Here is a 17,200-nt window from a genome sequence, read left to right on the forward strand (position 1 = left end):
GGCTCAGCCGTTGCGCGGGTACTTCTTGAGCACCTTGCCGTTGATGTCGGCCCGCAGATAGGCGCCGCCGTACTCGTCCGAGACGTAGACGCTCAGCGTCGGCTGGTAGTTGTCGAACGGCGAGGCCGGGTCGATGTCCACGTAGTGGGTGGTGGGCTCGGCGACGCCGAGCTCCTTGTCCGCCCGGCGGATCAGCCCGGGCAGGGCGTCCCAGTCGAACTTCTCCAGGTCCACGGACTTGGCGCCCGATATGAGGGTGCCGCCCGCCCGTTCCCGGGTGGCCTTGCCGTCCCGGTAGGCGAAGACGTCGTACAGGGCCTTGTCCTTCGCGATCGGGGCCTCGGCGCTCGCGTGCACGTCGTACAGCGTGAACGACGTGATCTCGGTGGTGCCCATCACCGGCTTGAGCGCGGCGATGACGGACCGTGCGCCGGAGGGCGTCAGCAGGTTCTCGGGCGCGGTGGCCTTCTGCGGGGTCTCCTTCTCCTCGGCGGGGGAGGGCCCGCCCGAGGAGTCCGGGGCCGGTTCCGGGGCCCGGCCGGAGGCGGACGGGGTGGTGCCGGAAGCCTTGGTGTCCTCGGCGGGCAGCAGCGACCACACCAGCACCCCGGTCAGGGCGGTGCCCGCGATGGCGGTGGATATCGCGACGGCACGGCCGCGCCGGACCCGGCGGCGGATCTCCTTGGTGCCCAGGGGCGCGGGCTGCGGGCGCGGGGGAGCGGTGACGGGCGGACGCCGCACGGGGGCGGTGGGCAGGACGGTGGTCGGGCCGACGGGAGGACCGAAGCCGGGCGGCACCTCGTCCTGCCGAGTGGGCGCCGGACGGGGCGGTACGGCGTCCTGTGGAGCGGTACGGCCCGGTCCGGGTGCCGGCTCGCTCACCTCCGCGAGCATCCGGTCCAGCTCCTCGGGACCGGGCCTGGCGTCCGTGTCCCGGGTCAGCAGCGCGTTCAGTACCGGAGCCAGCGGACCGGCCTGCGCGGGTGGCGGAATCTCCTCGTCCAGCACGGCCGCCAGCGTCGCCAGGGTAGTGGCCTTGCGCAGCGGGTGCCGGCCCTCCACGGCGACGTACAGCATCATGGCGAGCGACCACAGGTCCGACGAAGGATCGCCCTCCTCGCCGCGAATGCGCTCGGGCGCCATGTAGTCGGGGGAGCCGATGATGGAACCGGTCGCCGTCAGACTCGTGGACTCACGGATCGCCGCGATGCCGAAGTCGGTGAGGACCGGGCTCCCGTCGGTCCGCAGCAGTACGTTGGCGGGCTTGACGTCGCGGTGCAGGATCCCGGCGGCATGGGCGGCCCGCAGCGCGGACAGCACCCCGCGGCCCAGCCCGGCGGCCTCGACCGGGGAGAGCGTCCCCTCGGCCAGCCGCTCCGCGAGCGAGGCGCCGGGCACCAGCTCCATCACGATCCACGGGTACGTCCCCGCGCCGCCGTCCACGATGTGGTGGACCGTGACGACGCCCGGGTGGTCGAGCCGGGCCAGCGCACGGGCCTCGCGCAGCACCCGCTCACGCAGCAGCCTTGCCGAGCCCGGATCGTTCTCGGCGAGCGCCGGGTCCGGGGGCCGGACCTCCTTGAGCGCCACATCGCGGTGCAGGGCCAGGTCATGGGCTCGCCACACCATGCCCATACCGCCACTGCCGAGCCGGCTCACCAGCTCGAAACGGTCGTCGATCACACGGCGCACAGGCCCCCCAGCGGTCATGGAAAAAAGAGTACGGGGCAGGTCCGACATGGCAGGCACCCACCCCGTACGCCTCTCACGCCTCGTCGTCGGGTGTGAGCCTGAGCGTCACGATCTGGAAGGGCCGCAGCCCCAGCAGGACCGCATCGCCGTCCACCTCGGCCCGCTCGCCGGCGAGCGGACGCTCCAGCAGATCCGTGACACTCGCCCCGGCCAGCGCGAAGCCCGCCGTCAGACGGGCCGAGACCCGCCCGCCGTGTGCCTCGTGCAGCCGGACCACCACGTCCCCACTGCCGTCGTCGGCGAGCTTCACCGCCGTCACGACCACCGCGTCGTCGTCGACCGAGACCAGCGGGGCCACCTCGGCGCTCCCCGGCACCCGGCGCTCGGGCAGGCTGAACGACCAGCCCTCACGGACCGCGTCACCGATCGTCGCCCCCGGCAGCAGCGCGTAGCGCAGCCGGTGCACCCCCTGGTCGGTCGCCGGGTCGGGATAGCGGGGCGCCCGCAGCAGCGAGAGCCGCACCGTCGTCGTGGTCGAACCGTCCTCGCGGACCGTACGGGTCACATCGTGCCCGTACGTCGAGTCGTTGATCAGTGCCGCACCCCAGCCCGGCTCGCCGACATGCAGGAAGCGGTGGGCGCAGATCTCGAACTTGGCCGCCTCCCAGCTGGTGTTGGTGTGTGTCGGCCGTTGCACGTGGCCGAACTGGGTCTCAGCCGTGGATTGATCGGCACGCACATCGATCGGGAACGCCGCCTTGAGGAACTTCTCCTGCTCGTGCCAGTCGACCTCGGTGTCGATGTCGAGGCGCCGGGCACCGGGCCGCAGCGTCAGCAGCTGGGTGACCCGGGACGAGCCGAAGCTGCGCACCACCTCGACGCCGTCGCCGCTGCGCCGCACCACGTCCGCCTCGGTCAGATCGGTCACCGTGTTGCGGTAGAAGGCATCGACGTCCCACGCGTCCCACCGGTTGGGCAGATCCGGGTGAACCTGGAGCAGATTCGCCGCGCAGCCCGGCGCGACCGTCTCGCGCCCGGTCACCAGGTCGACGACGGAGACCACCAGCCCCCGACCGTCCACCGTCACCCGGAGCACCCCGTTGTCCAGCCGGAAGCCGGAGCCGTGCTCCGCGACCTCCACGGCCGGCCGCGCGTGGTCCTGCCCGGCGAGCGCCGCGCCCCCCGCCGCGATGCCGGCCCGGCCGTGCGGCGCGGAGTTGAACACCACCGTGCCGCCGTCCTTTGGGGCACCGGCCAGCGCCTGCTGCGCCGCCCCGATCACCGCCTCCAGCTCATCGGCGATCCGGGCGTACGTCGCCTCGGCCTCACGGTGTACCCAGGCGATCGACGAACCCGGCAGGATGTCGTGGAACTGGTGCAGCAGCACGCTCTTCCAGATCCGGTCCAACTCCTCGTGCGGATAAGGGAATCCGGCCCGCACCGCGGCGGTCGCCGCCCACAGCTCCGCCTCCCGCAGCAGATGCTCGCTGCGCCGGTTGCCCTGCTTGGTACGCGCCTGCGAGGTGTACGTACCGCGGTGCAGCTCCAGGTACAGCTCGCCCAGCCACACCGGCGGCCGGTCGTACTCCGCCTCGGCGGCCGCGAAGAAGTCCGAAGGTGTCTCGATCGTCACCCGGGGGGAGCCCTCCAGGTCCGCGAGCCGCTGGGCACGCGCCAGCATCTCGCGGGTGGGGCCGCCACCGCCGTCACCCCAGCCGAACGGCACCAGCGAGCGGGTGGCGTGACCCTTGTCCCGGAAGTTCTCCTCGGCGTGCGCGAGCTCCTCGCCGGACAGCTCGGCCACATAGGTGTCCACCGGCGGGAAGTGCGTGAACACCCGGGTGCCGTCAAGCCCCTCCCACAGGAAGGAGTGGTGCGGGAACGGGTTCGTCGTGTTCCACGAGATCTTCTGGGTGAGGAACCAGCGCGAACCGGAGAGCTTCACCAGCTGCGGCAGCGCCGCCGAGTAGCCGAACGAGTCCGGCAGCCACACCTCCTGAGTCTCGACCCCGAACTCCTCCAGGAAGAACCGCTTGCCGAACACGAACTGCCGGGCCAGCGCCTCCGACCCGGGCATGTTGGTGTCCGACTCCACCCACATCCCGCCCACCGGCACGAACTGACCGGCGGCCACCTTCTCCTTCACCCGGGCGTACAGCGCCGGCTGGTGCTCCCGCAGCCAGTCGAGCTGCTGCGCCTGCGACATCGCGAAGACGAACTCCGGGCGGTCGTCCATCAGCGCCACCACGTTGGAGGTGGTGCGGGCGACCTTGCGTACCGTCTCCCGCAGCGGCCACAGCCACGCCGAGTCGATGTGCGCGTGCCCCACCGCCGACAGCCGGTGCGCCGAGGCGTGCGCGGGGGAGGAGAGCACCGCCCGCAGCCGCTCGCGGGCGGCGGGCGCGCTCGCCCCCACGGCCTCCAGGTCCAGGGCGTCCAGGCAGCGTTCCACCGCGCGCAGGATCTCCCAGCGGCGCGCCGCCCCGAGCGGCAGCTGCCGCATCAGCTGGTCGAGCACCTCCAGGTCCTGGACCAGCTCCCACACCTGCTGGTCGAAGACCGCGAGGTCCATCCGCTCGACGCGGTACAGCGGCTCGCTGCCCGCCGTCTCCCGGTCACCCAGCGGACTGACCCCGTCCAGGATCTCCGGATTGGCGGCTGCTTCCAGGAAGTACGTGAACTCCTCGCCGCCTGCGGCCGGTTCGCCGATCCGCAGCCAGGTGTTGCGCGGGTTGAGGGCCTTGACCACGCTGCCGTCCGGCCGGTGGACCAGCGCCTCCGCGGAGAAACCGGGGCGGTCCTTGGCGAAACCGAGGTCGATCACCGCCTCGACCCTCTCACCGGCCCAGTCCCGCGGGACCCGGCCGGTCACCCGGAACCAGCTGGTGCCCCAGGCCGGCCCCCAGTCGTCGCCGATGGTGCCCGGCTTGTACGGGGCGGCCACCGCCTCGGTGAAGGGCACCGGTTCGCCGGGGGCGTGCCAGACCTCGAACTCCAGCTCCACGGTGCGGGGGTGGACGGCGGGGCGGATGCGTTCGCGCAGGGCGCGGCCGAGCCGCTCCTCGGTCAGTGTGCGGTCGTCATGCATGAGTGAAGGGCCCCTCTGGAGGAAATGTATGCAACGCTTCGGTGGTTCGAGGGAGTTCGTCGAAGCCCACGCAGGGCAGTGACATCCCGTCGGCCGCGACCAGGAGCTTCTCCAGTCGGGCCGGGGTCACATGGTTGGCCTCATGGGCGTCGGCGACGCAGTGGGCGTAGAGCGTGGTCATACCGCCGTGCTCGGCGGTCCGGCGCAGCGCCGCCTCGACACCGCTCAGATCGTCCCCGTACGCGAGACTCCCGCGCCCGGAGTCCACCGAGCAGCCCGGCAGGACCCGCCGGGCGGCGACGTCACCGGCCGGGACGTGGAGTTCGGCCGCGAACGACGGATCGGCGCGACGGGCGACCGGCACCCCGCCGCGCAGCCGCTCGAAGAGCGTGAGGAGCAGCCGGTCGGTGTCCTCGTCGCGGGCGCTGCACGGGTAGGCGAAGCTGCGGGCCGGGAAGCCGAGGCGGCGCAGCGCGTCGAGGGCGGGCACCACCTCGCGGTCGAGGTAGGCTCCGGCGCCGTACGCGGCGACGAACTCCGGTGCGCGCTCGTGCCGCAGGCCGTGGCAGCCGACGGTGTGGCCGTCGTCCGCGAGCCGGCGCAGCAGCCGCACCTCGTCCCTCTCCAGCCGGTCGGGCTCGCAGACGAAGAAGGTGACCCGCGCGCCGTACGAGGTGAACAGCGGCGCGACCGCGGCCCACTCGCGCACGTGCCGGTCGTCGAAGGTGAGCAGCAGCGCACGGTCGAAGCCGCCGTCCGGGCGGGCGGTCATCGCCCCGGCTCCTGCGGCGCCCAGCCGGGAACGGAGCCGTGCAGTGCCGTGTAGAAGGGGTCGCCCGGGACGATCTCGCCGGCCCGGACCGGGAGACCGGTGAGCGCCGCCTTGTACATCGCGGTGATCAGTTCCAGGGACCGGCGGCCGTCCCCGGCGCTCGCCCTGGGACGCCGCCCCGCCCGCATGTCGGCCAGGAGGGAACGGAGCTGGGCGGAGTGCGAGCTCGGGACGGACTCGGCCGGGGAGTTCCAGCGGTCCGCCCGGCCGGGGCCGACGCCGGGCGCCGGGGTGTAGGTCCAGTCCCCGTTCCCGTAGCCGTAGAGATGGTTCAGCTCGATCGTGGCGTCCCGCAGATCGATCCGCAGATGGCTCGACTGCCGTGGCGAGAGCGCGCTGTTGACCACGGTGGCCAGCGCGCCCGAGGCGAAGCGCACGGTGGCGGTGGTGACGTCGTCGGTCTCGACGTCACGGGCCAGCCGGCCCGCCATGGCCCGGATCTCAGCCCAGTCGCCGAGCAGTTCGAGCAGCAGGTCGATCTGGTGGATGCCGAGCCCCATGGCGGGGCCTGCGCCCTCGGTCGCCCACTTCCCGCGCCACGGGACCGCGTAGTAGGCGTCGTCGCGGTACCAGGTGGTCTGGCAGTGGGCGACCAGCGGCGCCCCCAGCTCCCCGGAGGCGATGAGCGCCTTGGCGTGCTCGGCCCCCGAGCCGAACCGGTGCTGGAAGACGATCGGGGCGTACGGGCCGTGCTCGCCCTCGGCTGCGGTCATGGCGTCGTACTCCGCCAGGCTCAGCGCCGGCGGCTTCTCGCACCACACCCAGGCCCCGGCGGTCAGCGCGGCGACGACCTGCTCCCGGTGGGCGACAGGAGGCGAGGCGATGACGACGAGATCGGGGCGGAGCTCGCCCAGCGACGCGGCGAGATCGGTGGAGTGGTGGGACAGCGCGAAGTCGGCGGCGAAGGAGCGGGCAGCCGCGGGATCGGCGTCCACGGCCCCCGCCACCGTGAAGTCCGAGGGAAGTCCGAGGAACGCCGGCATATGGACGGCGCGGGCGATGTTGCCCGCGCCGACGAGCAGTACACGATAAGGAGTCGCAGTCACAGAGGGCCGTCCAGGCTGAGGGCGTGAGCCGCTGATTGGTAAGCGTTTTCCAGCAGGTCGGGAAAGTGCCCTCCCCGAAGGAAGGGCAGTGGGTCGGGTCAGAGGGTGGCGTAGAGCGCCCCGGCACTGGAAACGGGCCCGGTGCGGAGCCGGTCCGGCCAGTCGAGGGCGAGACCGAGCGAAGTGCTGAGCCGGTCCTGGAAGGAGACGAGCCGGTGTTCGCTCGCGCGGACCGCACGCGGCGGCAGCCGGTGCTCCAGACAGTAGGAGACCAGTGCGCCGACCGCCTCACCGATGCTCCACTGGCCCGCGTGCCCGCCGAGCGCGGGCGCGCTGAGATGGGTGGCGCCGATGTTCCGCCCGGCGGGGAGCAGATTCTCCACCCGTACCGGCAGCAGCGACCCCAGCGGCAGCTGGAACGGCAGGCACTCCAGGTCCAGCCCCGCGCCGCCCCCCGTTCCCGGGTGCAGGGTGATCCGGGAACGCAGGGTGCCCACGCTGTCCGTGAACGTCTCGGCGCCCGGTGCCCCGGCCCGCGCCTCGGCGGTCAGGTGGTGTTCGAGGAGGGTGAACTCGGCCCGGATGCGCCGGGATTCGCGTACGTGGGCGGCCTTGGCGAACCCGTCGCCGGTGCCCGTGACGTCGGGCCGCAGCCGCAGCTCGGGGTAGCCGTGACCGCCGTCGTGCCGGGGCGCGCGGGTCTGCATCCAGTACAGGAACGACATGGCCTGCTCGCGTGCCTCCTGCTCGGCCCGCGCCCGTACCTCGTCCCCACAACCGGCGAGCGGGAGCCCGCTGTAGGCGGTCTGTTCCCAGTCGACCAGGGTGATGTCGCTGTCGAACGTACCGGGCAGATACCGGCTCCGGGCGAACGCCCGCAGCTGGTGCCAGCGGTCATTGGGCGGTGCCGCCCAGGGCGGGACGTCGTCCGGCTCATGCAGGAACAGCGGCACGGAGCGGGCCGGTCCGCCGCCCGGCTCCGCGGTGTCCCAGGAGAAGGCGCCGGACCACCGGTCGTAGCCGGCCGGCCGGTCCACCGTGTGGTCCTCGCCGGGGCGGTGGTCCAGGGCGAAGACCCATGAGACCGGCTGCTGGTCCAGCGGATCGGGGAGGGCGGGCGCGTGCGGCTCGCCGGTCTCCTCGCCGGACTCGGCGCCGGTGACGTGCTCGACGCCCGCGAGGGCGAGCAGCTCGCCCAGGTCCGTCGCGTCGACGACGTAGCGGGCGCCGACAGTCAGCGGCCGGCCGTCCGCCCCCTCCAGGGTCAGCGAGGCCACCCGGTCGCCGTCCGCCTGGGCCGCGACCGGACGGTGGCCGAGCAGCAGGGTGAGCCTGCCGGAGGCGAGGTGCGGGGTCAGGAGCTCCTGGACGACCGCGAGTGCGGCACGCGGCTCGTGGCTGAGATGGCCGGTGGTGCTGAGACCGGGGTCGAGCAGGGGGTCGGCGAACCGCTCGGGGCACAGCGGGTAGTTGCGGCGGTAGAAGTCGCGTATCCGCTCGCGCAGATCGCGGTAGCCGGGGGAGACGGGGTCCAGTTCGATGCGGTGTCCGTCGGCGAGCGGCACGGCCTGCGCGGTGAACAGGCCACCGGGCCAGTCGGTCGCCTCGGTGAGCACGACGCGGTGTCCGAACCGGGCGGCGGTCAGCGCGGCGGCGAGACCGCCGAGACCGGCACCGACCACCAGGACATCGGTCCCGAGTTCGCGGGTACGGGGGGCAGGGGCGGCGAACACAGGAGTCTCCTCCCTCAGGGCCGGCGGGCGGCGACGGTACGGAGCCGGACCGGCACGGACTCGCGCGTCCTGATCCGGACGGGAAGCACGATCTGTTCGGCGCTTCGGTACGGGTCCTCGCCCGCCGCGCGCTCCGCGATCCGGGTGACCAACTGCTCGACCGCCCGCAGGCCGATCTCCCTGGCCGGGAGCCGGGCGGCGAAGCTGGTGAGCGGCAGCAGGTCGTAGGGGCCGGCGTCGTCCATACCGGCCAGCACGATCTCGTCGGGCACGGCGACGCCGAGCGCGGCCAGGTCGGCGGCCGCGGTGGCGACGGCGAAACCGTGGGCGCACAGCAGCGCGGTCGGCGGCTCGGGCGAGCCGAGCAGCTCGGTCAGCAGCTCCTTGCGGTCGTCCTCGGACAGTGCCGTGTACGAACGCAGCGCGGTCAACTGGGGAAGCAGGGGCTGGTCATGAGCGCGCAGCGCCTGCTTGTGCCCGGTCATCCGGTCGTGGACGCTCGTGCACTGGGTCTCGCCCCAGAGCGTCGCTATCCGCTCGTGGCCGTCGGCCAGCAGGTGTTCGGTGAGCCGGTAGCCGACGTCGTAGTTGTCGGCGGTGACCGCGTCGATGGCGAGGCCCGGGAAATACCGGTCGACCAGGACCATGGGGATGCGCAGGCGCCTGATCTCGGCGAGCACGCCGGGATCGGGCACACCCTGGACGGGGTAGAGGATGATGCCCTCGACCCGGTCCTGGACGGCCTGGCGCAGCACCTGGTCCTGGCGGGCCAGCGAGGCTTCGTGCGAGGCATGCCCCGTCTCGGTCATATGGACGGCGGAGTCGGAGAAGAACAGCCGCATCCCGCGCTCCGAACAACCGGACTCGATCCCGCGCAGCACCTCCGACTGGTACGGCCCCTGGCCGCTGATGATGCAGGCGATCACCCCGGACCGGTGCGCCGCGGTGGGCTCCGGGGCCCGGTCCTCGGGGTCGGCGACAAAGGTCCCCTGGCCCCGCCGGCGCACCAACAGCCCTTCCGCGACAAGGTCGTTGAGCGCTCGGACGGCGGTGGTGGAGCTGACCTGGAAGCGCTCGCGCAGCTGGTTCTGAGTGATGAACGGAGCACCGGCCTCGTACTCGTCACGTGCCACCTCGGCCCGCAACTCGTCCTTGATGCGCTGGTACTTGGGCCCGGACGTTTCCATCCAGCCACCACCTTTTCGGATTTGACGCGTCAATCGGCGTTGACTTCAGTGTGGTGGGGGTTAATGCGTTATTTCAAGAGCGTTGCAGGGAAAAGATCGCCAACTTGGTGCGTAGAGTCGGGGGCCTGTGGCTTTAATGCGTCAACTCGATGCTCTGAAAGGCACCTTGATCTGTGGAATCAGCCGATCACGCGGGGCGGCGGTGCCGTGCTGGCCCGCACCACCAGGCGCGAAGGCACGGCGAGCGTGCGCGGCGAAGCCGTCGCGTCACCGAGGGCCAGCAGCAGCGCCCGACGGCCGATCTCCTCCAGCGGCAGCCGTACGGTGGTCAGCGCGGGCGTGACGTCGCAGGCCACGGGCAGATCGTCGAAGCCGACGACGGAGACGTCGGAGGGAACGCTCCGGCCGAGGTCGTCACGGAGCGCGGCGAGGGCACCCAGTGCCATGGCGTCGTTGAGCGCGAACAGCGCGGTGATCCCCGGTGACCTGCGGAACAGCCGCACCGCCGCGGTCCGCCCGCCCTCCCGGGTGAAGTCGGCCTCCACGCGGTGGTGCTCCTGCACGACGACGCCCAGCTCGGCGGCCCGCTCCAGGAAGCCGAGCAGCCGTTCCTGTACGGAGACCAGGGCCAGTGGTCCGCAGATGACGCCGATCTCGGTGTGCCCGAGCCCTGCGAGGTGCTCGGCGACCGCCCGGCCGCCCTCGCGGTTGCCCGGCACGATGGTGTCCACCGGAAGGTCCTGGTGCGCGACGGCGGTCACCCGGCCGCCCTGTGCCGCGAAAGCCTCCAGCTCCTGGGTGAGCGCGGGGCTCTGGCCGGTGAAGCCGGATCCGGCGAGGACCACGGCGCGGGCCCGCTGCGCCCGCAGCCGGGCGACGTACTCCGCCTGGAGTCCGGGCTCGTGGAAGGTGCCCGCCAGCATCACCAGGAGCTTGTGGTCGCGGGCGACCTCCATGACACCGGCCGCGATGGCGGAGTAGTACGCGTCGTTCACATCGTGCACGACCAGACCGACGATGGACGTCGTGGACTGCACGAGCGCGCGGGCCGGTGCGTTGGACACGTAGCGGAGCCGGGCGGCCGCCTCCAGGACACGCTCCTGGAGCTCCTGGGTGACGTTGCGGTCGCTGTCGCTGAGGACGCGTGAAGCCGTGGCGAGAGAGACCCCGGCGTCCTGCGCGACCTGCTGGAGCGTCACGGCGGACGACGGGCGGGGACGGGCTGAACGTCGATTGACCTGGCTCTGCATGGGGCTACGATAGCCGCACTGAAAGCGTTTTCCCATTGCGCAGGCCGTAGGAAACCGGCCACCGGCACCCTCCCGCCCGTGAGGTCAGTCCGTGCGCCACCGGCCCGGGACGGCGGGTGGCAACGGAGTCGCACAGCGGTAGACGGCATCGTCCCGGAAGGCGTACCGCCGCTCGGCCTCCGGAGTGAGCACGACACCGAGCCCCGGGGCCCGCGGGGCGAGCAGGCAGCCGTCCTCCAGACGGAACGGCTCGACCAGCAGCTCCGACCGCAGCGGATAACGGGGCATCGGCCACTCGGCCAGCTGTCCGCCGCCCGCGAAGGCGGAGTGATAGTTGGCCGCCTGGCACACGGCGCTGCCCCAGCAATGGACCACCACGTCGACCCCGTGCTCAGCCGCGCCCGCGAAGACTGCCAGTGTCTGGCGCGGACCGCCGACGACCGTGGCGTCCGGCTGCACCAGGTCGTAGTACCCAAGGGCCATACGCTCCAGCAGTTCCTGCGCGGTGGTGACGGTCTCCCCGCCCGCCACCGGACAGCCCGCCGCCCGCCGCAGAGCGGGATACCCGGCGGTCCGGGCGGCCCCCAGCGGCTCCTCCAGGAAACGCACCGGCCACCGGGTGCCGGCCCCGACCGCGTTCAGGAACGCCAGCGTCTGCGCCACCGACTGGCCCGGGTCCGCAAGATTCTGTGCCATGTCGACGGCGACGCCGATGCCGTGCGCCGCCGCGTGTTCCAGCGTCCACACCGCCTTGTCCGCCTCGTGGCCCCGCGACCTGATCTTGAAGGTATCGATGCCGAGGGCCACCACGGCGGCGATCTCGGCGGCCATCGCCGACGGGGAGGTCGAGTCGCCCCCGCTGGCGTAGAGCCGGATCGCGTCCGTGCGACGGCCGCCCAGCAACTCGTACGCGGGCACGCCCGCCCGCTTCCCGAGGGCGTCGATCAGGGCCGCCTCCACGGCGGAGACGACGTGGCGGGCCGCCCCCTGGAGACTCCAATAGCCCGTCACGAGCACCATGTCCCGGTACCGCTCCTCCAGTTCCCCGGCCGGACGGCCGATCAGGTAGGGGGCGATCAGATCGACCGTGGACACGAAGACCTGCGGCGCGAAGACGGCGAGGTAGCCCTCTCCGAGCCCGGTCGTGCCGTCGTCCAGAGTGACCTCGACCAGACCCGTCGTGCGCCACCCGGTCGGCAGCGCCAGACGCACCTCCAGATTCTCCGGATCCGCGTACGGGGCGCTGAGCAGCACCGGCCGGATCGCCGCGATGCGCACTCCGTCGCCGATCGGTGCGCCGTGGTGCGGGGCGGGGGGTTCGGGCATGACGTCGCGTCCTCAGAATCCTCTGGACCACTGCACGGGGTTGCACAATGGTGAACCGGTATGGAATCGGCGCCAGTTGTCGGCGAAGAGGTCGACGACCCGGGCGCTCTCGTCCGTGGAACCACCTGCGGTGTGCTGGGTGAGGACGACACCGGGACAGGTCCACAGCGGGTTACCGATGGGCAGTGGTTCCTCCCCGGTGACGTCCAGCACGGCTCCGCCGAGCCGCCCGGAAGTCAGCCCGGACACCAGGGCCTCCTCGTCCACCAGCGATCCCCGCCCGGCGTTCACCAGTACGGCTCCCGGCCGCAGCAGGGCCAGCCGTCGCGCGTCGAGCAGTCCGCTCGTCTCCGGCGTCCCGGGCAGCAGCCCCACCACCACGTCGAATCCGGGCAGCCGCTCATCGAGCTCGGCCAGGGTGCGGATGTCGCCGGAGCCGCGCGCGAAGTGCGTGACGGGGCAGCCGAACGGGCTGAGCAGCTCGGCGAACCGCCGGGCGATGGACCCCCGGCCGAGGACGAGCACCCGGGCCCCGGTCAGCAGACGCAGCCGGGGCCGCACGGCAGACTTCGCCCAGCTGCCCTCGGCGCGCAGCCCGGAGAGCAGGTCGATGCCGCGATGGAGCGCCAGGATTCCCGCCAGGCAGGACTGTGCCACCGGGTCGGCGAAGACATCCCCCAGGTTGGTCACGGTCAGCCGTCGGCCGAGTACCGGCCAGTCCAGCCCCAGATAGTCGTCGATCCCGACCGAGGCGAGCTGCAGCCACTTCAGCCGGGGCGCGTTCGCCACCCGGTCCGCCCGGGGATTGCCGAGCGCCGTGTCGGCTTCGGCGAGGGCGCGGGCATCCGACCTGGACATGGTTCCCGGCTCGGCGAACCACACGGGTCCGGGGGCGAGTTCACGCAGGCGGGCGCGCTCGGCACCGGTGAGTGACAGCTCCACGTACAGGCCGCCACGGCCCTTGTCCGGGTTCACCACGGGTGCTCCGCGAGATACTCGGTGATCCGTTCCCGGTCCCACCGCCCGTCCGCGACGGTGACCCGGTAGCGGCGGGCCAGGGTGTCGCCCGGGGCGAGCTCCAGCTCCTCGTGGAACGCGAAGGAGGGGGCGACCGCGGCGAATGGCTCGTCGCGGACGAACCAGTGCGCCGGGTGGGTGCCGCCCGCTCCCGTGTGATCGTTCTCCGGGGCGTGCTGGAAGATCAGTGTGGCGTGCCCGTCGACGCCGTCGTGTTCGCCGCTGTAGGCCAGCCAGGGCGCCTGCGCCCCCATCAGCGCCGGGCCCTCCCCGTCCGGGCCGAGGACCCGGCCGCCTCGGAAGGCGCGCGGCCCGCGCCAGAAGAGGCCGGTGTAGCCGGCCGCCTCCCGGCCGTGGGTCGTCGGGCTGCCGAAGAGCAGCGGTTCGGTGCGCCGGTTGGTGATCGCGCTGGACCAGGTCAGCGTCCAGCTGCCACCGGTGTTTTTCCCCGTGGCGCCGGAGCTTGTGCGGGTGCCGGATCCGGCACCGGTGTGCTCGACGTCGTGCAGTTCGATCCGGCGCAGCTCGTCCGCCCAGTGCGTGCCATTGTTGTGGCGCCAGCTCAGCCGCTCCGCGACGACCGCGCGTCCGGCGTCCGCCGCGATCTCGTCGAATCCGATGTGCGCCATCGACCCGAGCCGCTCGGGCAGCGGCACGTAGTCCTGGCCGCGCACATAGGTGTTGCCTCCCCACAGGTTCTGCCCGGAGAGGTGGGAGGCCGTCATCTGGAGGCCCTTGTGCCAGCGGTGATCGTTGGGCCGATAGTCGGTGACAACGTTGTCGGCCAGTGTGCGCATGGGATGGATGTACGGCTTCGGGGCCTCCCAGGCCGCTTCCGGACGGTAGACGTAACTGATCAGATCGATGCCGCCGCGCTCCTCCGTGACCGTGATCCGGTCGCCGTGGGCGTGCGTGATGCGCAGTGGGCTGTTCATGTCCCGAGTCTCCTGGATGCAGCTGGAAAGCGCTTACCGCAACCTAGGGCCTCCGCCGGAGGGGCGTCAACAAGAACGCGGGCCGAGTGTGGCTGTGCTACGGAAGGGGCGTGCGCATGCGCAGCGGTCAGCCGGTGGTCAGGCCGAAGACGGTGATGATCACCAGGTAGCACACCGTCACGACGGCGGCCCCGGCCACATGGACCCGGACCGACCGTGCGCGGCCGGGCAGCAGCCAGAACGCGAGTGCCCGGTTGACCAGAGGCATCAGCAGCCAGGTCAGCACGCTCACGCTCAGTACATTGCTGAGGAACAGCGCGACGTACCCCGGCACCCCCAGGTGCTTGAACCAGTCACCTGCCGTCAGCTCCAGAATCATCACCGTCGGATACAGCGCCAGCACCACGGACATGGCCTGCTTCCAGTTGGGCGGCACGCCCTCCTGCGATCCCGACCCGAAGCGGAACCAGCCGCCGAACGCCGAGCCGATCTTTCGTACGTCGTAGGAGTCGAAATGGCCGCGCCCTTCCTCGACGAGCCGCCGACGGGCATCGGATGCGAGCCATGCCTCCAGGTGTTCCCGGGTGTCGAACCGGAAGGCCACCACCCAGCGGTCCTGGATGCCCTTCACCGGTCTGAACAACTCGGACCCCATGAAACCCGGTTGCTTCTCCTGCTCCTTGAGGATCTTGGACTGCCAGTGCAGGAAGTCCTGCTCGTGCCCCGGCCGCACCTCGTGCGAGATCACGGCCGTGACGACGTCGTCGGTCGGCGTCCCGCCGGAGAGCACCTCCTGCGTGGCCGGTCCGTCGAACAACGGAAGGCCCTCGTCGAGAAGTTGCTGACGCTCTCTCGACTCCAGCCAGCGCGTGAGCTGTTCGAGGCGTGAGAAACGGAATACGACGACCCACTCGTTCTCGTCACCGGAAGCCGGTGGGTACATCTCCGTCCCCTGGAACCCGTCGAAACCCCGCACGACTTCGTTGGTCTTCTCCTGCCAGCGTCTGTAGTCGTCATTCCGGCCGGCCCGGACCCTCTGGGAAATGACGACCGTGGCACTGCCGCCGGGGTCGGGGCTTGCACGGGTACTCATGCGTAGTAGTCTAGTTCTAAAGGGAGTTATCAGACAAATAGGGCAATTTTAGCCTCGAAAGGTGGTCGTGCCAGGAGGGCGAGCGCCGGATGAAGAGGGGTTCCGTGATGGGGCACAAGGAATTCATGGCCGAAGCCGTGCGGCTGGCCACCGAGTCCGTCGAGGAGGGCTGGGGCGGGCCGTTCGGTGCCGTGATCACCAAGGACGGCGAGATCATCGCGCGTGGGCAGAACCGGGTACTGCTCACCGCCGATCCGACTGCTCACGGCGAGGTGGAAGCCATCCGCAAGGCCATTCAGGTTTTCAATCCCGAAGCCCCCAGCATCTCCGAGGCGTACCTGGACAGGTACACGCTCAAACTGGTGCCGCGCCCCGAGGACTCGCCCGATGTCGTGCCGGAGCGTGCCCGGATGCTGCAGGGGTGCACGATCTACACGAGCGGGGCTCCGTGCCCGATGTGCATGAGCGCCATCTACTGGGCCCGCATCGGTGCCGTCTACTACAGCTGTGACTGGAAGGCGACCCAGGAGATCGGTTTCGACGACGCTTTCCAGTACGAGGACTTCGCCAAGCCGCCGGACCGACGCAGCATCACGCTCGAACAGATCCATCCCGAACTGGGGAACACGTCCTACCGGGCCTGGGCGGACAGGGCGAACAAGCACCCTTACTGAAGAAGCAGCGACCGAGGACCAGGGGGTCAGAGGACCGGGGGACCGGGGATGCCGGGCGGCCTGCGGAGCCGGCCCGGCACGGCGGCCGACGGCTTGCCGCACACTCATGGAAGAGCGGCAAGACGTCGGCCGTTGGTGCGGGGCGGGTCCTACTTGGGCGGACGGGTGCTTCCGCCGCCCATGTTGCCCTGCTGGTCGCACTGCTCCTGCAGCTTCCGGGCCTTCTCCTGGAGCCGCTGGCGCTGCTCAGGGTCGGTGGTGCGCTCGGCGGCCTCGGTCATGTGCCGGGCCTTTTCACGCAGCTGCTGCGCACGGTCACCGGATTCACGTGCAACGCTCATCATCGCTCCTTGTGCGGTTGGGAAGAGCGGGCTCCATCAGGGAACCAGCGCTGCCGGGTCGCCGCACCTCGAATCGTCACTCAGGGTGACGGGCTTCGGGGGGTGCCGCGACGCTGGCATGATCGAAGGCATGAACGAGAGCATCATTGCCGCGTGTGACGGGGCGTCCAAGGGCAATCCGGGGCCCGCGGCCTGGGCATGGGTCGTGGCCGACGCGCAGGGCCGGCCCGAGCGCTGGGAAGCGGGACCGCTGGGCACCGCGACCAACAACGTCGCCGAACTCACCGCACTGCGGCAGCTGTTGGACTCAACGGACCCCGCCGTGGCGATCGAGGTACGGATGGACTCGCAGTACGCGATGAATGCGGTGACCAAGTGGCTGCCGGGGTGGAAGCGCAACGGCTGGAAGACCTCGGCCGGCAAGCCGGTGGCCAACCGTGACCTGGTGGTCGCCATCGACGACCGGCTGGCCGGCCGGGCCGTGCGCTTCACCTACGTCCCGGCCCACCAGGTGGACGGCGACCCGCTCAACGCAATCGCCGACCAGGCGGCCAGCGAGGCCGCGGTGGCCCAGCGGCCGGCCGGAACCGCGCACGGCTCCACGCAGCTGCCGACCCCGGCGCCCGCCCGTGCGGCCGAGGGCCCACGTGCCGGCGCGGCGAAGAAGAAAGCGGCGGGCGCGGCACGTCCCGCCCGTTCCGGCGGCACCATCAAGGCCAGGTTCGCGGGCCGCTGCCACTGCGGAAAGCCCTACGCGGCACAGGACATGATCGCCAAGAACCCCGACGGCTGGGGCCACCCGGAGTGCCGCACCGCCTCCGCCTGAGGAGCGTTGCCGCCCGGGGCGGGCCGCCGGGTGGGGCAGTGCCCGTCCGGCGCATCGAGGTCGGGTGCGCCCCGATGCCCCCGCGGGACCGGGTCCGCGTGCCATGATGCGGATCCGGTGGCGGTGTCCGCGCATTCCTGGGGAGCGATGCCGACGCCGC

General features: G+C 71.6%; 14 protein-coding genes. 2 read left to right on the forward strand and 12 right to left on the reverse strand.

Features of this window, described 5'->3' with window-relative positions; translation table 11 throughout:
* Window positions 1-3 precede the first annotated feature (3 nt).
* The 11 genes from ACIRJP_RS01325 to ACIRJP_RS01375 form a co-directional block, all read right to left on the reverse strand.
* On the reverse strand, window positions 4-1,710 hold the full coding sequence (locus ACIRJP_RS01325; protein ID WP_404166948.1) for a protein kinase: 1,707 nt from the start codon (window positions 1,708-1,710) through the stop codon (window positions 4-6).
* Between the two features lie 55 nt (window positions 1,711-1,765).
* Entirely contained in the window at window positions 1,766-4,780 is a 3,015-nt protein-coding gene (locus ACIRJP_RS01330) for an alpha-mannosidase (protein ID WP_404166950.1), read from the reverse strand.
* A complete protein-coding gene (locus tag ACIRJP_RS01335; protein ID WP_404166952.1) occupies window positions 4,773-5,552 on the reverse strand; it encodes a polysaccharide deacetylase family protein in 780 nt (259 codons plus the stop codon). Before ACIRJP_RS01335 ends, ACIRJP_RS01330 begins: the two co-directional genes overlap by 8 nt.
* A complete protein-coding gene (locus ACIRJP_RS01340; RefSeq protein WP_404166954.1) occupies window positions 5,549-6,658 on the reverse strand; it encodes a Gfo/Idh/MocA family protein in 1,110 nt (369 codons plus the stop codon). The genes ACIRJP_RS01335 and ACIRJP_RS01340 overlap by 4 nt, the downstream gene beginning before the upstream one ends.
* A gap of 98 nt (window positions 6,659-6,756) precedes the next feature.
* Complete coding sequence (locus ACIRJP_RS01345; RefSeq protein ID WP_404166956.1) at window positions 6,757-8,391, reverse strand: FAD-dependent oxidoreductase; 1,635 nt, start codon at window positions 8,389-8,391, stop codon at window positions 6,757-6,759.
* Window positions 8,392-8,405: 14 nt separating this feature from the next.
* Entirely contained in the window at window positions 8,406-9,578 is a 1,173-nt protein-coding gene (locus ACIRJP_RS01350; RefSeq protein WP_404166958.1) for a substrate-binding domain-containing protein, read from the reverse strand.
* Between the two features lie 179 nt (window positions 9,579-9,757).
* Window positions 9,758-10,828, reverse strand: coding sequence for a LacI family DNA-binding transcriptional regulator (locus ACIRJP_RS01355; protein WP_404166960.1), 1,071 nt, complete (start codon window positions 10,826-10,828; stop codon window positions 9,758-9,760).
* 84 nt (window positions 10,829-10,912) lie between these two features.
* Window positions 10,913-12,154 (reverse strand): mandelate racemase/muconate lactonizing enzyme family protein, encoded by a 1,242-nt coding sequence (locus ACIRJP_RS01360; RefSeq protein ID WP_404166962.1) that lies wholly within the window; start codon window positions 12,152-12,154, stop codon window positions 10,913-10,915.
* Between the two features lie 12 nt (window positions 12,155-12,166).
* The gene (locus ACIRJP_RS01365) at window positions 12,167-13,132 is read right to left on the reverse strand and encodes a D-2-hydroxyacid dehydrogenase (protein WP_404166964.1); all 966 of its coding nucleotides are present in this window, start codon (window positions 13,130-13,132) and stop codon (window positions 12,167-12,169) included.
* Entirely contained in the window at window positions 13,126-14,106 is a 981-nt protein-coding gene (locus ACIRJP_RS01370; protein WP_404166966.1) for a PmoA family protein, read from the reverse strand. Before ACIRJP_RS01370 ends, ACIRJP_RS01365 begins: the two co-directional genes overlap by 7 nt.
* A 127-nt stretch (window positions 14,107-14,233) precedes the next feature.
* Window positions 14,234-15,199 carry an antibiotic biosynthesis monooxygenase gene (locus ACIRJP_RS01375; RefSeq protein WP_404166968.1) on the reverse strand — a complete coding sequence of 322 codons (966 nt, stop codon included), beginning with the start codon at window positions 15,197-15,199 and terminating at the stop codon, window positions 14,234-14,236.
* Between the two features lie 107 nt (window positions 15,200-15,306).
* Here ACIRJP_RS01375 and ACIRJP_RS01380 point away from each other — a divergent pair, with 107 nt between their 5' ends.
* A complete protein-coding gene (locus ACIRJP_RS01380) occupies window positions 15,307-15,873 on the forward strand; it encodes a nucleoside deaminase (RefSeq protein WP_404166970.1) in 567 nt (188 codons plus the stop codon).
* Between the two features lie 149 nt (window positions 15,874-16,022).
* On the opposite strand, the gene ACIRJP_RS01385 is transcribed toward ACIRJP_RS01380, so the two are convergent.
* Complete coding sequence (locus ACIRJP_RS01385; protein WP_404166972.1) at window positions 16,023-16,214, reverse strand: DUF6381 family protein; 192 nt, start codon at window positions 16,212-16,214, stop codon at window positions 16,023-16,025.
* 130 nt (window positions 16,215-16,344) lie between these two features.
* Between ACIRJP_RS01385 and ACIRJP_RS01390 the strand changes: the two genes are divergently transcribed.
* Window positions 16,345-17,040 (forward strand): ribonuclease H, encoded by a 696-nt coding sequence (locus ACIRJP_RS01390; protein WP_404166974.1) that lies wholly within the window; start codon window positions 16,345-16,347, stop codon window positions 17,038-17,040.
* Window positions 17,041-17,200 lie beyond the last annotated feature (160 nt).

This window comes from Streptomyces sp. NPDC102437 (genome assembly GCF_044765565.1).
Taxonomy (GTDB): Bacteria; Actinomycetota; Actinomycetes; order Streptomycetales; family Streptomycetaceae; genus Streptomyces.

Coding starts and splice junctions, on each gene's coding strand:
- ACIRJP_RS01375 (WP_404166968.1), bottom strand. CDS start 15,199: ATGAGTACCCGTGCAAGCCCCGACCCCGGCGGCAGTGCCACGGTCGTC.
- ACIRJP_RS01390 (WP_404166974.1), top strand. CDS start 16,345: ATGAACGAGAGCATCATTGCCGCGTGTGACGGGGCGTCCAAGGGCAAT.
- ACIRJP_RS01360 (WP_404166962.1), bottom strand. CDS start 12,154: ATGCCCGAACCCCCCGCCCCGCACCACGGCGCACCGATCGGCGACGGA.
- ACIRJP_RS01380 (WP_404166970.1), top strand. CDS start 15,307: ATGGGGCACAAGGAATTCATGGCCGAAGCCGTGCGGCTGGCCACCGAG.
- ACIRJP_RS01350 (WP_404166958.1), bottom strand. CDS start 9,578: ATGGAAACGTCCGGGCCCAAGTACCAGCGCATCAAGGACGAGTTGCGG.
- ACIRJP_RS01330 (WP_404166950.1), bottom strand. CDS start 4,780: ATGCATGACGACCGCACACTGACCGAGGAGCGGCTCGGCCGCGCCCTG.
- ACIRJP_RS01325 (WP_404166948.1), bottom strand. CDS start 1,710: ATGACCGCTGGGGGGCCTGTGCGCCGTGTGATCGACGACCGTTTCGAG.
- ACIRJP_RS01355 (WP_404166960.1), bottom strand. CDS start 10,828: ATGCAGAGCCAGGTCAATCGACGTTCAGCCCGTCCCCGCCCGTCGTCC.
- ACIRJP_RS01385 (WP_404166972.1), bottom strand. CDS start 16,214: ATGAGCGTTGCACGTGAATCCGGTGACCGTGCGCAGCAGCTGCGTGAA.
- ACIRJP_RS01370 (WP_404166966.1), bottom strand. CDS start 14,106: ATGAACAGCCCACTGCGCATCACGCACGCCCACGGCGACCGGATCACG.
- ACIRJP_RS01335 (WP_404166952.1), bottom strand. CDS start 5,552: ATGACCGCCCGCCCGGACGGCGGCTTCGACCGTGCGCTGCTGCTCACC.